The following is a 16,472-nucleotide window of genomic DNA, read 5'->3' on the forward strand; positions in this document are numbered from 1 at the left end:
GCCGGTTTTACGGTGTAGTCAGATACCCTATTGCAGCGTGTACACGTTCAGGTTGCCGCCCAGCAGCGCCTGGCGCTCCACGAGCAGGGCCCCGCCGGTGCTCTTGGGGGCTAGGAAATACTCATGTTCATCTTTCTTCAGCAGCTTCGCCAGCGAGGCTACCTGCGCGTAAGCAGCATGCTGCTTGCTGAGGCTACCGGGCAAAAAACGCTCTTCTGGTTTGGTGCCGCTGTAGAGCCACGTAGGCTTCACAAACGTGACGTGCAACTCCGGCTCGTCTTCCAGAAACGAATAGGTCTGAAATTGCATGTCGGAGTTAAACCGGACATGAAACTGGCCGGGACCTTTGCCCATAAGTCCGCTTTTAGCAAACACAAATTCGTAGTCGTGGCTCAGCGGGTCGCGGCTGAATGAGAAGGAGCGTAGTGCTCCAAGCAGTGCCAGCCCATTGAAGGCCTTGTCATGCTTCTTGATCATGTCTTTGCTGTACGCAAATTGGGTTTGCTGCACCACTTCGCCGGCTGCCGTGTAGCGACGCATAAACAAGCCGGCGAAGTCACCCCAGGTGTCTTCGCGGCTGAACTCGCCATAGATCAGTACGTCGCCGGTGGCATAGTCGAGGTAGAAATTGCCAATGCCTCCCGTGCTGGCCCGGTACTCATCTATAATTTCCCGGCCGCGCTGTTGCATGCGTGGTACGTGCTGCTGCTCCTGTAGCTGCGGCATGAAGTAGCTGGAATAGGCTGCTTTGGTGTCGGCTTCCAGGTTCAGGGTGGTTGTGAAGCCGCCAGTGGTTGCGCCGGCGTTGTTGACGATGAGCACCTGGTATTCCACTGGCATTTTGGCGAAGCGGTCTTGTTTGGCGTGTCCGCGCAGGCGCCGAAACAGATACGTCTGGCCCGGCCGGTGGCCCAGGTAGCCCCAGTCGTTGTAGTACACGTTCATTTTGGTGCGCTCAGGCGTGGCGGGCAGGTCCAGCGGGAGGCGCTTGAAAACCCGCGTAGCTATGTCGTATTGCTCGACGAAGTACTTGATGGTGCCTTCCCGGTCGTTGTAATCGGCGGCTACGTGGTAAACGATCAGGCCTTCCCCGAACCAGCCCAGGTGCTTGCGCTCCGCGAACTTGGCCGTGGTGGGGGCCATGAAGCTCACTTTGCTGAGTTTGCCAGCGCCGTCGAGGTGCTGGAGCATAATCTGCCCGGCCTTGAGGCTACCGGTTTTACCTTGTTTCTGGGCTACGTTTTCCCGCACTACTTCAATAGCGTACACGTTGTCGCCGGACGAGCAGATTTCCACCGGGTTGAGGGTCCCGGAATAGGCTTCCATCTTTCGGTTGAGGCTGGCATTTTTGGGCGTGTTTCGCAGCTCATCCAACTCCACTTGCTGAAAACGTATCAGATTCGCCTGCCAGGCCGTCTGGCCATTGGGCTGGAGGGCCTGTACGCGCACATCGGGGCTTTGCGAGTTCGATAAAAACAGCACCGTATTGCCGTTGGCCAATTGTACCAGGCCGCCCAGGGTTTCGTGGGCGGTAAGCGGGATGGATTGGACGGGAGACTGCTGGGCCAGAACCGGATGGCAGAGCAGGCAAACGCTGAGCGAAATCCAGCGGAAGAAGGGTATCATAGAAGGAGTGTTTGTCTGCAGTGTTTTAACCCAAGTGGCGAAGTATCAAGTCTAAGGTTAGCCGTTAGCCTTGATACCTCGCCACTTGGGTTATCTTAGAATGAGCGGCCGACAGCTACACTTATCTGCTGCAACGACAAGGCCGGTACCAGGCCTTCGCTGGAGTAGTCGTTGTAAAATTGCATTTTGCGCGTGTCGGCGCTGAGGCGCAGAAACCAGTCGTGGTGCTTGTTAGCGTACACGCCTTCCAGCATCACGGAAGGCGAGTTGAACGGCAGGAAAAAATACGCCCATCGGTAGCCGGCCCCTACTGCTACGCCCAAAGTCTTTTGGGACTTGCGGGTGGCACGGGCACCGTAGCGCCACGTCAGGTACTGCGGGAAGTCCAGAAGCAGTTTCCCGTTGAAGCCAGCCGCTTCTTCGGGCGCTTGCACCAGCCCGAACCGTGCATTCAGGCTCAGGCCAAGGGCCTGGTCGGGGCTGAATTTAAGGGCTACCACTTCCAGCCCCCCGCTGGCCTGAATCAGCAGCAGGTTGGCATCGATGGTGCGCAGGCGGTAAACAGCCGTTATATCATTACCCGGAATAGAATTGGGGTCGGGGTAGCCCGCTTCGACGCTGGTTGAGCGCAACAAGAGCCCGCTGGCCCCCGTTGAGAGGTGCCCCCGGCTGACCTGGGCCCGCACGGCGTAGGGTAGTGCCGCTAGTAGCAGTACCGTCCAGATATGTTTCATAGCCAACACAGGTTAATACTGCAAGCGCATGAGCAGGCCCGAAGCCCCCACGGCATACAGCGTGTTTAAATCAGCGAAGTCTATGGCCCGGAAAGGGCGGATAAGCGTGGTGCCGTCGGAGGCATGCACTAGCGCCCAAGGCGTGTTGGCATTGCTGGAATACGCTGGGTCGTAGCGAATAATGGTGTTTTCGCCGACTGCCACCGTGCGGTCTTGCAAGCGCGCTACGCCGTACATGGTAAACGTATTCTGGTTTTCCGGAGAATGGTCGCCGCTGGGGCTGCGCTCCAAAAAGCTGGAGTAATAGAGCAAGCCACCCGGGTCGGACTGGCCCAGCAGCAGAAAATGCTCGGGCTGGCGGTATTTCAGTACCGCATGGTAGCCCCGGTCACTGATACCATCGTCGCGGCGCAGCCAGGTCTGGCCGCCGTTGGTGGTCGAGTACATGGCCTCATGGTTGCCCACGGCCATACCGCTGTCGGGTGCTGAGAACGATACCGACCGCAATTCCACGTATTTCCAGGTATACTGCCGCTGGCTCTGCCAGGTCTGGCCGCCGTTGGTGGTTTTAAGAATCTGGCTCTGGCTGCCAACGGCGTAGCCCACCTGCGGACTTACAAACTGCACATCGTTGAGCGGCGTGGTGGCATTAACAACGCGCTGCCAAGTTTGGCCGCCATTGGTGGTGCGGTACAGGCCGCTGGTGGTAGCGGCCCAGCCAGCAGTAGCGGAGGTGAAAGCCAGTTTGCGAATAGTGCCCAACGTGGGCTGGCTCAGGTTCTGCCAGCTTTGGCCGCCATCGGCCGTGGCCAGCAGCGTGCCATCGGTGCCGCCCACAAAGCCCTGCGCGGGCGAAACGAAATCAACGGTCAGCAGGTCGCTGGCCTTGGCTGCCGCCGGAACAACTAGCTCCTCCGCCCGCATGGTCGCGTAGCGGTCCAGCACATACACCTCTTTTTCACACCCTGATAAAAGCCCGCACGTCAGTACAAGCAGTAAAGGTTTTTTCATAGAGTAAGAATAGTTGTCTCAAAACTAGTGATTTCCCGAACACACATATGATGAGTGCGCGACATATTTTACGTGGCCGTTACTTCCATCCGCCTGCTTTATATAAACCAGGGCAAACGCATGAACAAATCGTCGAATACATTTGCCGCGTTTGAAGGCCCTTCAGGAAGGAGCGAGCCTAAGAATGGATTGCGCAAAAGTACCCTCACTCATCAGAAACGCCAGGGCTTCCTGTTCATGCGTTTGCCCTGTATATAAACGGGCTGAATCTTTCCCGTCCGGTATCCTGTTTATCTTTGCACTCCATTCCGATTTCCAAGACTACCCAATTTGATTCTTCCCCAGAATTTCGAGCAGAAAATAGGCTTTTCCCAACTACGGGAGATGCTCAATGAGTTGTGCCTGAGCAGCCTGGGCCGCCACTTTGTGGGCAAAATGAGCTTCCAGACCCAGGCCGAGCCCCTCCAGAAGCTGCTGTTGCAAACCGACGAGTTCCGCCAGCTGCTCAACAGCGGGGCCGATTTCCCCGGTGCCCACTACCACGACGTGCACCAGCACCTGGTGCGGGCCAACATTCCCGGCTCTTACCTGGACGTGTCCGCGTTCTACGCCATCAAAATGAGCCTGCGCACTATCCGCGAGGCTCTCACCTTTTTCACCCGCGCCGAGGAAGACCTTTACCCCACGCTGCGCCTGCTGGGCATCGGCGTGCAGGTCGACCGCAACCTGCTGGCCGCCCTGGATAAAGTGGTGGACGACGAGGGCCTGGTGCGCGACGACGCTTCGCCGCTGCTGCGCCAGTTGCGCCAGGAGCTGATTTCGCGGCAGGTGCAGCTGCGCAAGCAGATGGGCAGCATCCTGCGGCATGCCCGCCAGGAAGGCTGGGTGCCCGAAGGGGCCGAGCCCACCATCCGGGGCGGGCGGCTGGTGCTGCCGGTAGTGGCCGAGCACAAGCGCCGCGTGAAGGGTCTGATCCACGACGAGTCGGCCACCGGGCAGACGGTGTACATTGAGCCCGCGGCCGTGTTCGAGCTCAACAACGACATCAAGGACCTCGACAACGCTTACCAGCGCGAGCTGATCCGGATTCTGACCCAGCTCACGGCTCAGCTCCGGCCCCACATCCCGGACCTGCGCAAAGCCTACCAGTACCTGGGCCTGCTCGATTTTATCCGGGCCAAAGGCCAACTGGCACGCCGCCTCGAAGCCACGCTGCCCGTGCTGCACCCGCGCCCGTTGCTGCATTGGAAACAGGTGCGCCACCCGCTACTCTACCTCACCTTCCTGACTCACGCCAAAAACGACCCCCGCGAGGTGGTGCCGCTGGACATCGAGCTGAACGCCGAGCAGCGCCTGCTGCTGATTTCGGGGCCGAACGCCGGGGGTAAGTCGGTGAGCATGAAAACGGTGGGCCTGGTGCAGTACATGCTCCAATGCGGGCTGCTGATTCCGGCCGGCGAGAAGTCGGAGGCCGGCATGTTCGATGATATTTTCATCGACATCGGCGACGAGCAGAGCCTGGAAAACGACCTGAGCACCTACTCGTCCCACTTGCTCAACATGAAGCAGTTCGTGACCCTGGCCGGCAAGCGCAGCCTGGTATTGATCGACGAATTCGGCACTGGTACCGAGCCCAGCCTGGGCGGGGCCATTGCCGAGGCCGTGCTCGAGCAGCTCAACCGCGCCCGGGCATTCGGCGTGATTACCACCCACTACACCAACCTGAAAAACTACGCCGAGCGCACGCCGGGCATCGTGAACGGGGCCATGCGCTACGACCCCGACCAGCTCCAGCCCCTCTACCGCCTCGAAATTGGCAAGCCAGGCTCCTCGTTCGCCATCGAAATTGCCCGCAAAATCGGGCTGCCCAAGCAAATTGTGGAGCGCGCCACCCAACTGGTAGGCAAGGACAAAATCCGCTACGACCAGCTGCTGGAAGGTCTCGAAAAGGAGAAAACCGAGCTGGAGCAGCGTACCGCCGAAGCCGCCAAGGCCGAGCGCCGCCTCAAAAAAGCCGCCCAGGAATACCAGGACCTCAAGAAGTACCTCGACGATACGACCCTGGAAACGTTGCGCGCGGCCAAGGCCCAGGCCAAACTACTGCTCCGCGACACCAACCAGCAGATTGAGGCCACCATCCAGGAAATCCGCCTGGGCCAGGCCGACAAGGAGCGTACCAAGGAGGCCCGGGGCAAGCTCGACACCTTCGTGCGCGAGAAGCTCCAGATTGAGCCGCCCAAACCCCGCGCCACCCGCGAGCTGGCCGACGCGGCCACCCTCAAGCCCGGCGACAAAGTGGCCCTCATGGGTCAGGAAGGCCACGGCGAAATCATGGCCGTGAAGGGCAAAACGGCCGAGGTTTCGTTCGGGGGCATGAAAACCATCGTCAAGATCGGGCAGCTCGAAAAGCTCACGCGTTCCGAAATCCGGGAGCGGGAGAAGAAGGCGGCCCGCCTGGCCCCGGCCCAGTACGCCGGCTCCGGCTTCAACACCACCGGCCGCATGGCTACCTTCAACCCCACGCTGGATTTGCGCGGGGAGCGGGCCGAGGACGCGCTGACCAAAATTCAGAGCTACGTGGATGACGCCATTATGCTGGGCATCCCGGAAATCAAGATCCTGCACGGCCGCGGCAACGGCGTGCTCCGCCAGATTGCCCGCGACTACCTCCACCGCGCCCGCGAAGTAGCCAGCGTCGCCGACGAGCACGCCGACCGCGGCGGCGACGGCGTGACGGTGGCCGTGCTCAAATAAATCACAGATGTTGCAGATGGTGCAGATGAAATGGATTCGTTCTGAATCACGGATGTTGCAGATGGTGCAGATGAAATTGATTCGTTCTGCTACCACGAATTCAGGCGATAGTCTGGATTGTAAAACCGGACAACCGCTGTAGGCGACATAGAATGTGTGTTCTTTGCCAATTCGCACCGCAGTAGCAGAACAAATCCTTTTCATCTGCACCATCTGTAACATCTGTGATTCCATCTGCAACATCTGTGATTATGCATCCTCGCAACCCCCACAACGGCCGCTACGATTTCGCCCAACTCACGGCCGCCAGCCCCGCGCTGACTGCCTTCGTGGTGCCCAACCCGGCCGGTGATAACAGCATCGACTTCGCCAACCCCGCCGCCGTAAAGGCCCTCAACCAGGCCCTGCTGCTGCAACACTACGACGTGCAGCACTGGGACGTACCGGCCGGCTACCTCTGCCCGCCCATTCCCGGCCGCGCCGACTACCTCCACTACGCCGCCGACCTGCTGGCGGAAGATAACGCCGGCACCATCCCAACCGACAAGGCTGTACACGTACTCGACGTGGGCGTGGGGGCCAACTGCGTGTATCCCATCATCGGGGCCAAGGCCTACGGCTGGCGTTTCGTGGGTTCCGAAACGGACGCGGTGGCCCTGAAAGCGGCCAAAACGATGGTGGCCGCCAACCCCGCGCTGGTGGGTAAGGTAGATTTGCGCTCCCAAAGCCATCAGGCATTCGTGTTCGAGGACATTGTGAAGCCCCGGGAGGAGTTCGACTTAGTGGTGTGCAACCCGCCCTTCCACGCTTCGGCCGAGGAAGCTGCCACGGGAAGCCGCCGCAAGGGCCGCAACCTGGGTTACCCCAAAGCGCCCGGCGGCGGGCCGGTGCTCAATTTCGGGGGGCAGAACACGGAACTGTGGTGCGAAGGCGGAGAAGAAGGGTTTTTGAAGCGCATGGTGGCCCAGAGCGTGGGCGTGCGCGAGCGGGTGCTGTGGTTCAGCACGCTCATCTCCAAAAAGGAAACCCTGCCCAGCATCTACCACTTCCTCAAGCTGGCCGGCTCGCCCGAAACCCGCACCATCGAAATGAAGCAGGGCCAGAAAATCAGCCGCATCGTGGCTTGGACCTTCCAGACGCCCGAGCAGCGCCAGGAGTGGGCCCAGCGGCGCTGGAAAGGCTAAAAGAACTGTGTCATCCTGAGCATTCCGCGCATCAAGCGGCGACGAAGGATCTTGTTACGCCTGAACTAGTTCTTTACACGTAATAAGATCCTTCGTCGCCGCTTGATGCGCGGAATGCTCAGGATGACAATGGGTTTACAAAAAGAGGCGGCTCCCGAATCTCGGGAGCCGCCTCTTTTTACGTTAAGTAAGTGAAAAGACTCACTTCTATCAACCTACTCCACTACCACGCGGCTAACCTGCGTGGACTCGGGCGTAACAATCTGCACCATATACAGGCCGGCTTTGAGGTCGGAAGCGTCTACGCTCACGTCCTGGCCGGTGAGGGGTTTGGTCTGGTCGAGGACCACGCGGCCGGTGGCGTCGCGCAGCACTACGCGGGCGGTGCGGGCGGCTCCCGTCTGCACGCGGAGGCGGAACTGGCCAGTGGTGGGGTTGGGGTATACCTGCACGCTGCTGCGCTGCACGGTAGCGTTCTGGTTGCTCAGCACCAGGTTACACAACTGCACGGGCGCCTTCTGGTCGGCAATGCGCTGGGCGAATTCCTGGTAGTACTGGTTGGTCACGCGGGCATCGTGCACGATGAGCGTGTTCTCGTCATTCTCGGTGTTGGCCGAGAGGCTCCAGTTGTGCGAGCCCACGAACACCTGCGGGTCCGACTGCGAAGCGCCGGCGTCGATGATGGCGTACTTGTGGTGCATGATGCCGGGGTTGCTCTCGATCATAACGCGGTTGCCGAGCACGCTCTTGATGTTGTCGAAAATGCTCTGCGCGGCCGTATTGGCCGTGATTTCGTTCAGGAGCATCTCGGTGCAGTTGCCGATGTTCTGGGCCTGAATCTGATTAACAATGGCGCTGCCGATATCGCTCTGGGTGAGCAGCATGGTGGCAATGTGCAGGTCATTGTCGGCCGTTTTGATGGCTTCGATGAGGCGGCCGTTCACATTGTCGGTCGGCGAGAACCACGACTCCACCAGCTTGCCCCCGATGTTGAGGTAATGGGGCGTGTTGTCGGTTTTGAGCGAGCCGAACTTGGCCGTGGCCTGGGTGCCGCTGCCCCACATTTCGTTGAACTCCACGGTGTACACCTTGGCCAAGGACTGGTCCTGGATGGCAATGGAGTTGTTGCGGTCGGTGCTGAGCTGGGCGGGCGTCCAATTGGTAGAGCCGGACCAAACCCAGGGCTGGTTAGGGCTGGTGCTGTTGGCGTCAATCACCACAAACTTGTTGTGCATGATGTTCTGGGCCGTCTGGCGGCCGAGGCGCGGAATGCTCGCGTTGAGGCTCTGGATGCTCACGTTGGCATTGTCGTTCTCGAAAATAACGCGCACAACTACGCCCCGGGCCTTGGCCGCATTCACGGCGTTGAGGATGGTGGCGCTGTTCCAGTTGTAAATGGCAATATCGAGCGTCTGCTGGGCGCGGCCGATGTAGCGGGCAATGGTATCGGCCATGGCGCCGCCGGGCAGATACACCGCGTTGTTGCCGGGCAAAGCCAGGGCGCTTTTCACCGGGTTGGTGAAATAGGTGCGCATCTTGCCCGACGAAAGCGAAGCCGTAATCATGGGCACCACCCGCGACTCGGAGAGGCCGGTGGCGTTGGTGCTGCTGGCCTGCACGTAGTAGATGGTGGCCGGCTGCAAGCCCGTCAGGGCCAGGGTGTGGTTGGTGGTGCTGGCCGTGGCCGACACCGTGGTGAACGGACCGGTGGCCGACGTGGCGTAGCCCAGCTTGGTATCGCCCGCGTTCTGGGTGCGGAAATTCACCGTGAAGCCCGAGGTGGTGATGTTGGTCGGGAAGGGCGTGTTCACCAGGTTGGGCGTATTGCCCTGGCGGAAATCGTCGTAGAGGCGGGGCAGCAGCTGGTAGCCGGCGGCTCCGGGCACGGGGGCCTTGGTGGTGTACTGGCTCATGATGCCTACCACGTCGAAAATGCCCGTGGGCGAAGGTTTGCCAATCAGCCCGTCGGGGCCGTTGGAGGCCTTGTTGACGTACATAATGGTGGTGGCGTTGCCGCTGATGCGGTAAGTGGTACTCGTAAACGACGTAACCGGAGCCCCCGTGGTGGTGGTAACCGTGGTGGCGTCCCGGAGCTTCACCAGCTGGCCCTCGTACTGCTCGGCGTAGGCGGCAGCGGCGGCGGCCGAGGCAAACTCCACCGGCTTGGGCAGCGGGCGGTTGCCGGCTACCAGGCTCACGGAGGTTACGGGGTCCATTTCCAGCAGGCCGTTGTAATCCTTGAGCGTGCCGGTCACCAGAATGGAGTCGCCGGGCACGAGGTTGGTAGTCAGCGTGGCCGAGTATACGCCGATGCCGGCCGTGCCGTCCTGCATGTAGCGGATGGCCCCCAGCTCGGGGCCGTTGGTGACCACGCCGCGCAGCGTAACGGTGGCCCCCGACGTGTTATAAGCGGGCGACTGGGCGCGGGCGGCGGCAATGGTGATGGCCGTTTGGGCCTGCACCGTCTGCCACGAGGCCGCGCCGAACAGCAACGCCAGGAGAGTAAGTTTTTTCATCAAATGAGTAAGAGAAGAGGGGGGATGGGAAATGAAGTTGAAAACGCGAGGTCAAATATCCTGATTTTCGGGCTAAAAATCAGATAATCAGGAGGAAGTTTTGATGATGACTGTTTCGCGCAGACAAAAAGAGGTTAGCGGTTGGGGCGCTTTTTATTGTCGGTGAGAATGGGCACGGGCGGCGACGACGAGGTGCCCACGGCATTGGTGGCCGATACGCGCACGTAGTAGGTGGTGTTGGGTTCCAGGTCCTCCAGCTCCACGCGGTGACTGGTGGCTAACTCTTTCAGCGTCACTACCTGGCCCAGCTGCGAGCTGCGGCCGTACTCCACCTTGGCCGTGCCCGGGTTCACCGTCTGGAATAGCACCGTGAAGCCGTTGCGGTAGATGTTGGTGGGCAGGGGCTCGCCGGCAATAACGGGCAGGCCCCCGGCCACCACGAAATCGGCGAAGGTGCGGGGCAGTAGCTGGTAGCCACCCGTGCCCGATTGCGTGAACTGGCTCAATGAGCCTATCAGGTCGAAGGAACCCGGGGGCGGCGTCTGGTCTACCACGCCCTGCTCGCCGGTGGAGGCCACGTTGATGCGGATGGGCGTTTCGGGCTGGCCATCGAGCAGGTAATTGGCATTGCCTGCCAGCTTCGTGGCCGCCGTTCCGCCGGTTGTGGTGAGGCGGCTCAGGCCCTTGATGCGCAGCAGCCGGCCTTCGTTGGCTTCCACGAAGGCCGCGCTCAGGTCGGCTGCCGCCACTTCCAGCGCCGTCACCCGGCGTCCGGCGGCCAGCTTAACAACTTGCGCCACGGGGTCCATTTCCAGCAGGCCTTTGTAGTCCTTGAGCGTGCCGGTAAGCAGCACACTGTCGCCGGGTACCAGGGCTTGCAGGGCGGCGCTGGTAGTAGAAAACACGGCCAGACCCGCCTCCTGGTCCTGCACGAACCGGAGCTGGCCCAGCTCCGGGCCATTGGTGATGATGCCGCGCACCGTCACGGTGGCGCCCGGACCGGCCATGCGGGCCGCGGCAACGGTGGTTGGGGCCTGGGGCGCGGCGGCGGCAGTAGTGGGGGCGGCCACTCTGGTGCGGCCGGTCGGTTTCTGCGCCAGACTCAGGCTGACCGATGACAACAGCAGGACGGGTAGTAGAAGTTGTTTCATGAAGAGTGGTTGTGGGGCAGGCTAGCCGGTAAAAAGGCCAGCAGTAGCGGAAAAGAGAGGCAAAAAAGCAAGCAGTACAGGTAAACTTACGGTTATTCGGCCGCGAAAAAAACGGGGTAATAGGAGCCGTTTTAAAATCCGCCAAAAAAAAACCGGCCCCGCCGCCGCTGGGGCAACCGGGCCGACCGGGGCCGTTTATAAAATATTGACTTCGGGGTGCAGCTCGATGCCGAATTTCTCGCGTACCGAGGCAATAATTTCGTAGGCCAGGTCGCGGATGTCCTGGCCCTGGGCGCCGCCGTGGTTGACGAGCACCAGCGCCTGCCGGTCGTGCACGCCGTGGGAGCCGCGGCGCTGGCCTTTCCAGCCGCACTGCTCGATGAGCCAGCCGGCGGGCACCTTCACGCCGCCGGGCACGGGGTAGCCGGGCAGGGCCTCGAAGCGGCGTTTGAGCTCGTCGAACTTGGCCTGGGAGACTTCGGGGTTCTTGAAAAAGGAGCCCGCGTTGCCGATCTGGGCCGGGTCGGGGAGCTTGCTGCGGCGGATGCTGCTGACGGCCTCGCTGATGTGGCGCGGCGTGGGCTCGCCCTCGATGCCCATGTCCTGGAGTGTGGTCTGGATATCGCCGTAGCGCACGTTGGGCTGGTGGCGGCGGGGCAGGCGAAGGCGTACGCTGGTCACGATGAACTGGTTTTTGAGCGGCCCCTTGAACACACTTTCGCGGTAGCCGAAGCCGCACTCGGCGGCCGAAAATGTGCGCAGCTGCCCGGTAGCCGTTTCCAGCGCCTCCAGCTGCTCGAAGGTGTCTTTGAGCTCGGCCCCGTAGGCGCCGATGTTCTGGAGCGGGGCCGCACCCACCGTGCCCGGAATCAGCGAGAGGTTCTCGATGCCGCTCAGGTCCTGGTCCAGGGTGTACTGCACCAGCCCGTGCCAGCTTTCCCCAGCCCCGGCCCGCACGAGGGCCGTGTCCTCGTCCTGGTGCGCGATTTCGAGGCCCCGGATTTCGTTTTTGAGCACTACCCCGTCGAAATCCCGGGTGAAGAGCAGGTTGGAGCCGCCGCCCAGCACCAGCTTCTCGGCCGCCTGCACCTCGGGCAGCGCCAGCAACGCCCGCAGCTCCTCCACCGACGTGAAGCGGGCAAACAGGCGGGCCGTCACGTCCAGGCCGAACGTGTTGTAGGGGCGGAGCGAAACGTGGTGTTCAAGAGCGGGAGCAGGGTGCATGGCGAGGCAGAGAAACGTGAGGCCCCAAAGGTACACGGCAGTTGCCTGGTTCGGCGCGCGGCCGCGGCCGGTGCCAATCCCGGGCATCCGGCCCCTTGCATTCGCCCCCCCGTGCCTGCCTGCCGACCAAATACAAAACGGTTGGAGCATTCAAAACGAAAGGGCATTTGAACGCTCCAACCGTTTTGGAGCATTCAAAACGAAAGTGCATTTGAATGCTCCAACCGTTTTGGAGCATTCAAAACGAAAGTGCGTTTCAATGCTCCAGTCGTCGGAAGCCAGCAGAAGCATGGGGTTCTGATTGATTCCGCCTACTTTCTGAACAGCTTCATTGAAAACGGAAGCGCTATGCAGGGCCACTCGTTGCCGCAGAATTTTGCCTGCCGGGCGCGCGGAAGACCAATACGGACAACGCCCAACTACTCAGCCCCCAAACCCCGTATATGCCAGCCCGACTACTGCGGTTGGGTTTCGTTCGTGCATTTGCTTTCAATATGACCCGTGTTTCCCGCCTTATCTCCCGCCTGACCCTGTTTGGGGGGCTTGCCGCCACTACGCTCGCCCAAACCGGCTGCGGCTACGTGGGCTACCTGATTCCGCTCAACCCCACTTCCAGCAACGGCCGCCCCCTCGACCACGCCGCCTGGGACGGGCTGCTCAAAAAATACGTCGACGACCAGGGCATGGTGAATTATAAGGGCGTGCGCCAGGATAGCGCGGCGCTCAATTCCTACCTCAAAACGCTCAGCGACAACCTGCCGGTCAGAGAGGCTTCGGCCGATGAGAAGCTGGCCTACTGGATTAATGCCTACAACGCCTTCACGGTGCAGCGCATCATCCGCTCGTATCCGGTGAAGAGTATTAAGGACCTGGGCGGCGACAAAATCTTCGTTAACACCGTCTGGGACCAGGATTTTATTTCGCTCGGGGGCAAGCGCTACACGCTCAACGACATCGAGCACCGCATCATCCGCAAGCAGTTCGACGACAACCGCATTCACTACGCGCTGGTGTGCGCGGCCATGAGCTGCCCGCGCCTGCGCAACGAGGCTTTTGTGGGAGCCCGCGTGCAGGAGCAGCTCGCCGACCAGGGCCGCGACTTCATCAACAACCCCCAAAAAAACGACCTCACGCCCGCCAATAAGCCCACGCTCTCGGCCATCTACAGCTTCTACCCCGGCGACTTCGAGAAGAACGGCAGCACCTCCATTCAGGACGCCGTGAATCGGTACGCCGATAAAAAGATTGACCCCAGCGCGAAAATCAGCTACAAAGAATACAACTGGAGCCTAAATGAGCAGTAATTTTTGAGCTTTGAGCTTTGAGCTTTGAGCTGACAGCTATTAGCTGTTAGCTTGCCGTGCCGCTTGCTGGGAACACAAGCAAAGCGAAGGACCTTGCCCTACGAAAACGATAATCGTAACAACGATTCGTTTCGCGGGGCAAGGTCCTTCGCTTTGTAGAGAATGACGTTTTTGAGCTAACAGCTAACAGCTAACAGCTAACAGCTAACAGCTCATCTAGCCACGCGGTAGCCGTTCAGGGCATAAAACAGCAGGTAGGCGTAGCAGAGGGCGGGCAGGATGAAGGCCACGCGCAGGCCGCCGCCGTGGGTGGCCAGCAGGCCCATGAGCGGCGGAATGATGGCCCCGCCCACGATGGCCATAATCAGGTAGGACGAGCCCTGTTTGGTAAAGCGGCCCAGCCCGGTAATAGCCAGCGGGAACACCACGGGCCAGATAATGGCGTTGCACAACCCGCAGAGCACCACCAGCCACAGGGCCGTTTCGCCCGTGCTGGCAATGGAGAGCAGCACCAGCGCCACCCCGGCCGCGCACACACCCGCCAGCAATTTGCGGGCGTCGAAGCGACTGAGCAGCGGAATGCCAATGATGCGGCCCACCATCACGCCAAACCAGTAGGAGGCCACCAGCACCGCCCCCACGGCCTTGGTGAAACCGGCGGTAGTGTCGATGGCCTCGGGCGCGTTGCCAAACAGGGCGGCGGCCCAGTTGGTGGCCTGGCTGAGAATGCGCACCAACTCCTGGGTGAAGCCGCTGAGCTGATTGATATTTTGAGCCTCGCCGTAGCGGATGATGAACGAGCCGATGCCTACTTCCACGCCCACGTACACGAAAATGGCTACCACGCCCAGCGTCAGGTGGCGGAAGCTGAGGGCTGATGAACGGCCGGTTTCGGCGGCAGCCTGAGCGGCGGCGGCGTCCTCATCGGCGGGCAGGCTCTCGATTTCGGGCAGGCGCACCACGAAGAACAGCAGCGCCAGCACCGCCAAAAACACGGCCAGGCCCACGTAGAGCGGTTTTACCAGCGCGGCTTCCTCGCTCAGGCGCTGCTCCAGCGGCAGTTGGGCCAGCTGGGCCTTGAGCACCGTGGAGCCCCCGAACAAAATCAAGCCGCCGATGAGGGGCGAGAGCGTGCCGCCCAGCCCGTTGGCCACGCCTACAATACTTATGCGGCTGGCGGCGGTGCGCGCCGGCCCCAATACGCTCACGTAGGGGTTGGCCGCTACCTGTAAGAGCGTCATGCCGGCCCCCAGAAAGCTCAGCGCCAGCAGAAACAGTCCGAACGTGCGCGAATTAGCGGCCGGCACGAACAGCAGCGCCCCCACCGCCATCACGAGCAGCCCCAGCACAATGCCGCGCTGAAACCCGAGCTTCTCCAGCACCCGCCCCGCCGGCAGCGACATCAGAAAGTAGGCTCCAAAAAAAGCCGACTGCACGGCCGTCGACTGGAAATCGGTGAGCTGGCACACGTCCTTGAGGTAGGGCATGAGCACGTCGTTGAAATTGGTGACGGCCGCGAACAGGAAGAACAGAGTCGTCATGAGCACCATCGGCCCCACGTAGGAGCGGGCGGCGGCCGGCGCGGCGGCAGTAGCGGGGGAGGAGGCGAGAGGAGCGGCCATTGGGGGCGGGTTGGGAGTAAAAAAAGCCGGCCCTCGGGCCGGCTTGGCAATGCTACGGATTTTGGCGGAAACGCCGGGCTTCACCGCGTTTCTTCGTTCTGACCGCGTCGCCCTTTGCGTGCGCCTCACCCCCCGGCCCCCTCTCCGAAAAAGGAGAGGGGGTGCCAGCCGACACATTCAAAACAAGTATTTGCAGGTCGTTGAACGCCCCCCCTCTCCTTTTTCGGAGAGGGGGGGCGGGGGGTGAGGCGCCACGCGGAGGGCGGCGACGATAGAATGGCACCGGCACCGATAAACATGCTCAGCCGCCCAGCAGCGCCAGTGTCTGTGGGTCGGGCTGACCGCCGTAAAATTGTTCCAGCACCCGCCCAAACACCGCCGAAGCGCCCGGTACGGTTCTGAACAGCGTCAGGCAGGAGCGCAGCTTCACGTCGTCGGGGCGGCCGAAGATGCGGGTGGCGTCAAACGAAGCCAGCGTCAGCAGCGCCTCGCAAATTTCGACCAGCCGCGGCCCCAGTACCGGGTGGGCCAGGTAGGCAGCGGCTTCGGCTCCATCCTTGATGCCGTAGAAGCGGGCCGTTTCGCTGAGCCCCAGGCCCCGTAGCTGGGGGAAAACGAACCACATCCAATGGCTGCGCTTGCGGCCGTTTTGGATTTCCGCCAGGGCCGTTTGGTAGGTGGATGCCTGGGCGTCGAGGAAGCGTTGGAGGGGGAGCATATATAGGGAGAATTAGTCCTATTTAAACAGATGGATACATTTGTTTTCCCAACCCTAGTACTACTGTCTCAATCCAGTTAATGTCTTCGGGGTCTAAGATGATGGTTCTGAAATTGTATTGTTCACCTTCCATTCCCACACCTGGTAAATCATCAATATGAATACTAATACCAAAGGCTGGCGGGTACTTTGATGTCCTGTTCTTATGCTCCCGCAGTTGCTGGTTGTGGTGTGTCTGATTGATGAATCTGTCTACTGGAATTCCATACAATCGGAAAGTCAGCAACATTTTAAAGGAAGAACGAAACGAAGTCGTATAGATGTAAATGGTGTGCCCTTGCTGCCGCAGTTTCTTAAATAGCGTAATAGTGCCTTTCCTGATTTTCTCGATTCCCAATATTTTCAAAAGCCAATTTTGTTCTTCGGTTGGAAAAATCTTGGAAGAGGGGATAATCGTGTCATCTAAATCAAATGAAATTACAGGTTAAACGCATCTAATTTGGGGCTATTTTGGTGAGTACCGCCTTTAAATAGTCGTCATCCCAGCCCGCTATTTTTCGTCGGTTCTTCCTACTTTGCTTGTCGTCCATTCGCCCCAGCGCCTGCAAGGCCATCTTGCGGGCCGTGG

At 60.5% G+C, this 16,472-nt stretch carries 12 protein-coding genes; 3 read left to right on the forward strand and 9 right to left on the reverse strand.

Translation table 11 applies throughout. The features are described from left to right. Nucleotides 1-27: 27 nt before the first annotated feature. From D0T11_RS11805 to D0T11_RS11815, 3 genes are all read right to left on the reverse strand, one after another. Nucleotides 28-1,626 carry a hypothetical protein gene (locus tag D0T11_RS11805; RefSeq protein WP_119655987.1) on the reverse strand — a complete coding sequence of 533 codons (1,599 nt, stop codon included), beginning with the start codon at nucleotides 1,624-1,626 and terminating at the stop codon, nucleotides 28-30. 95 nt (nucleotides 1,627-1,721) lie between these two features. Further along, nucleotides 1,722-2,360, reverse strand: coding sequence for a hypothetical protein (locus D0T11_RS11810; RefSeq protein ID WP_147374628.1), 639 nt, complete (start codon nucleotides 2,358-2,360; stop codon nucleotides 1,722-1,724). 12 nt (nucleotides 2,361-2,372) lie between these two features. Next, a complete protein-coding gene (locus D0T11_RS11815; RefSeq protein ID WP_119655989.1) occupies nucleotides 2,373-3,371 on the reverse strand; it encodes a WD40/YVTN/BNR-like repeat-containing protein in 999 nt (332 codons plus the stop codon). 330 nt (nucleotides 3,372-3,701) lie between these two features. On the opposite strand from D0T11_RS11815, the gene D0T11_RS11820 reads away from it, so the two are divergent. Beyond that, nucleotides 3,702-6,125: an endonuclease MutS2 gene (locus tag D0T11_RS11820; protein ID WP_119655990.1), complete on the forward strand. Its 2,424-nt coding sequence runs from the start codon at nucleotides 3,702-3,704 to the stop codon at nucleotides 6,123-6,125. A gap of 251 nt (nucleotides 6,126-6,376) precedes the next feature. Beyond that, on the forward strand, nucleotides 6,377-7,309 hold the full coding sequence (gene rlmF / locus D0T11_RS11825) for a 23S rRNA (adenine(1618)-N(6))-methyltransferase RlmF (protein ID WP_119655991.1): 933 nt from the start codon (nucleotides 6,377-6,379) through the stop codon (nucleotides 7,307-7,309). Nucleotides 7,310-7,524: 215 nt separating this feature from the next. Here rlmF and D0T11_RS11830 read toward each other — a convergent pair whose 3' ends face one another. The 3 genes from D0T11_RS11830 to murB all read right to left on the reverse strand — a co-directional run bounded on the left by D0T11_RS11830 (nucleotide 7,525) and on the right by murB (nucleotide 12,200). Then, nucleotides 7,525-9,825: a phospholipase D-like domain-containing protein gene (locus D0T11_RS11830; protein WP_119655992.1), complete on the reverse strand. Its 2,301-nt coding sequence runs from the start codon at nucleotides 9,823-9,825 to the stop codon at nucleotides 7,525-7,527. Between the two features lie 134 nt (nucleotides 9,826-9,959). Continuing rightward, nucleotides 9,960-10,976, reverse strand: coding sequence for a fibronectin type III domain-containing protein (locus D0T11_RS11835; RefSeq protein WP_147374629.1), 1,017 nt, complete (start codon nucleotides 10,974-10,976; stop codon nucleotides 9,960-9,962). A gap of 195 nt (nucleotides 10,977-11,171) precedes the next feature. Continuing rightward, on the reverse strand, nucleotides 11,172-12,200 hold the full coding sequence (murB, locus tag D0T11_RS11840; RefSeq protein WP_119655994.1) for a UDP-N-acetylmuramate dehydrogenase: 1,029 nt from the start codon (nucleotides 12,198-12,200) through the stop codon (nucleotides 11,172-11,174). A 494-nt stretch (nucleotides 12,201-12,694) separates the two neighbouring features. Here murB and D0T11_RS11845 point away from each other — a divergent pair, with 494 nt between their 5' ends. Continuing rightward, nucleotides 12,695-13,504, forward strand: coding sequence for a DUF547 domain-containing protein (locus tag D0T11_RS11845; protein ID WP_119655995.1), 810 nt, complete (start codon nucleotides 12,695-12,697; stop codon nucleotides 13,502-13,504). 212 nt (nucleotides 13,505-13,716) lie between these two features. Here D0T11_RS11845 and D0T11_RS11850 read toward each other — a convergent pair whose 3' ends face one another. From D0T11_RS11850 to D0T11_RS23145, 3 genes are all read right to left on the reverse strand, one after another. Continuing rightward, complete coding sequence (locus tag D0T11_RS11850) at nucleotides 13,717-15,126, reverse strand: sugar MFS transporter (RefSeq protein ID WP_182888367.1); 1,410 nt, start codon at nucleotides 15,124-15,126, stop codon at nucleotides 13,717-13,719. A gap of 301 nt (nucleotides 15,127-15,427) precedes the next feature. Then, nucleotides 15,428-15,844, reverse strand: a complete 417-nt coding sequence (locus tag D0T11_RS11855) for a DUF1810 domain-containing protein (protein ID WP_119655997.1) — start codon at nucleotides 15,842-15,844, stop codon at nucleotides 15,428-15,430. A gap of 22 nt (nucleotides 15,845-15,866) precedes the next feature. Continuing rightward, on the reverse strand, nucleotides 15,867-16,133 hold the full coding sequence (locus D0T11_RS23145) for a hypothetical protein (RefSeq protein ID WP_245990798.1): 267 nt from the start codon (nucleotides 16,131-16,133) through the stop codon (nucleotides 15,867-15,869). Nucleotides 16,134-16,472: the final 339 nt, after the last annotated feature.

Origin of the sequence: Hymenobacter rubripertinctus, from assembly GCF_003583925.1 — a bacterium.
Taxonomy (GTDB): domain Bacteria; phylum Bacteroidota; class Bacteroidia; order Cytophagales; family Hymenobacteraceae; genus Hymenobacter; species Hymenobacter rubripertinctus.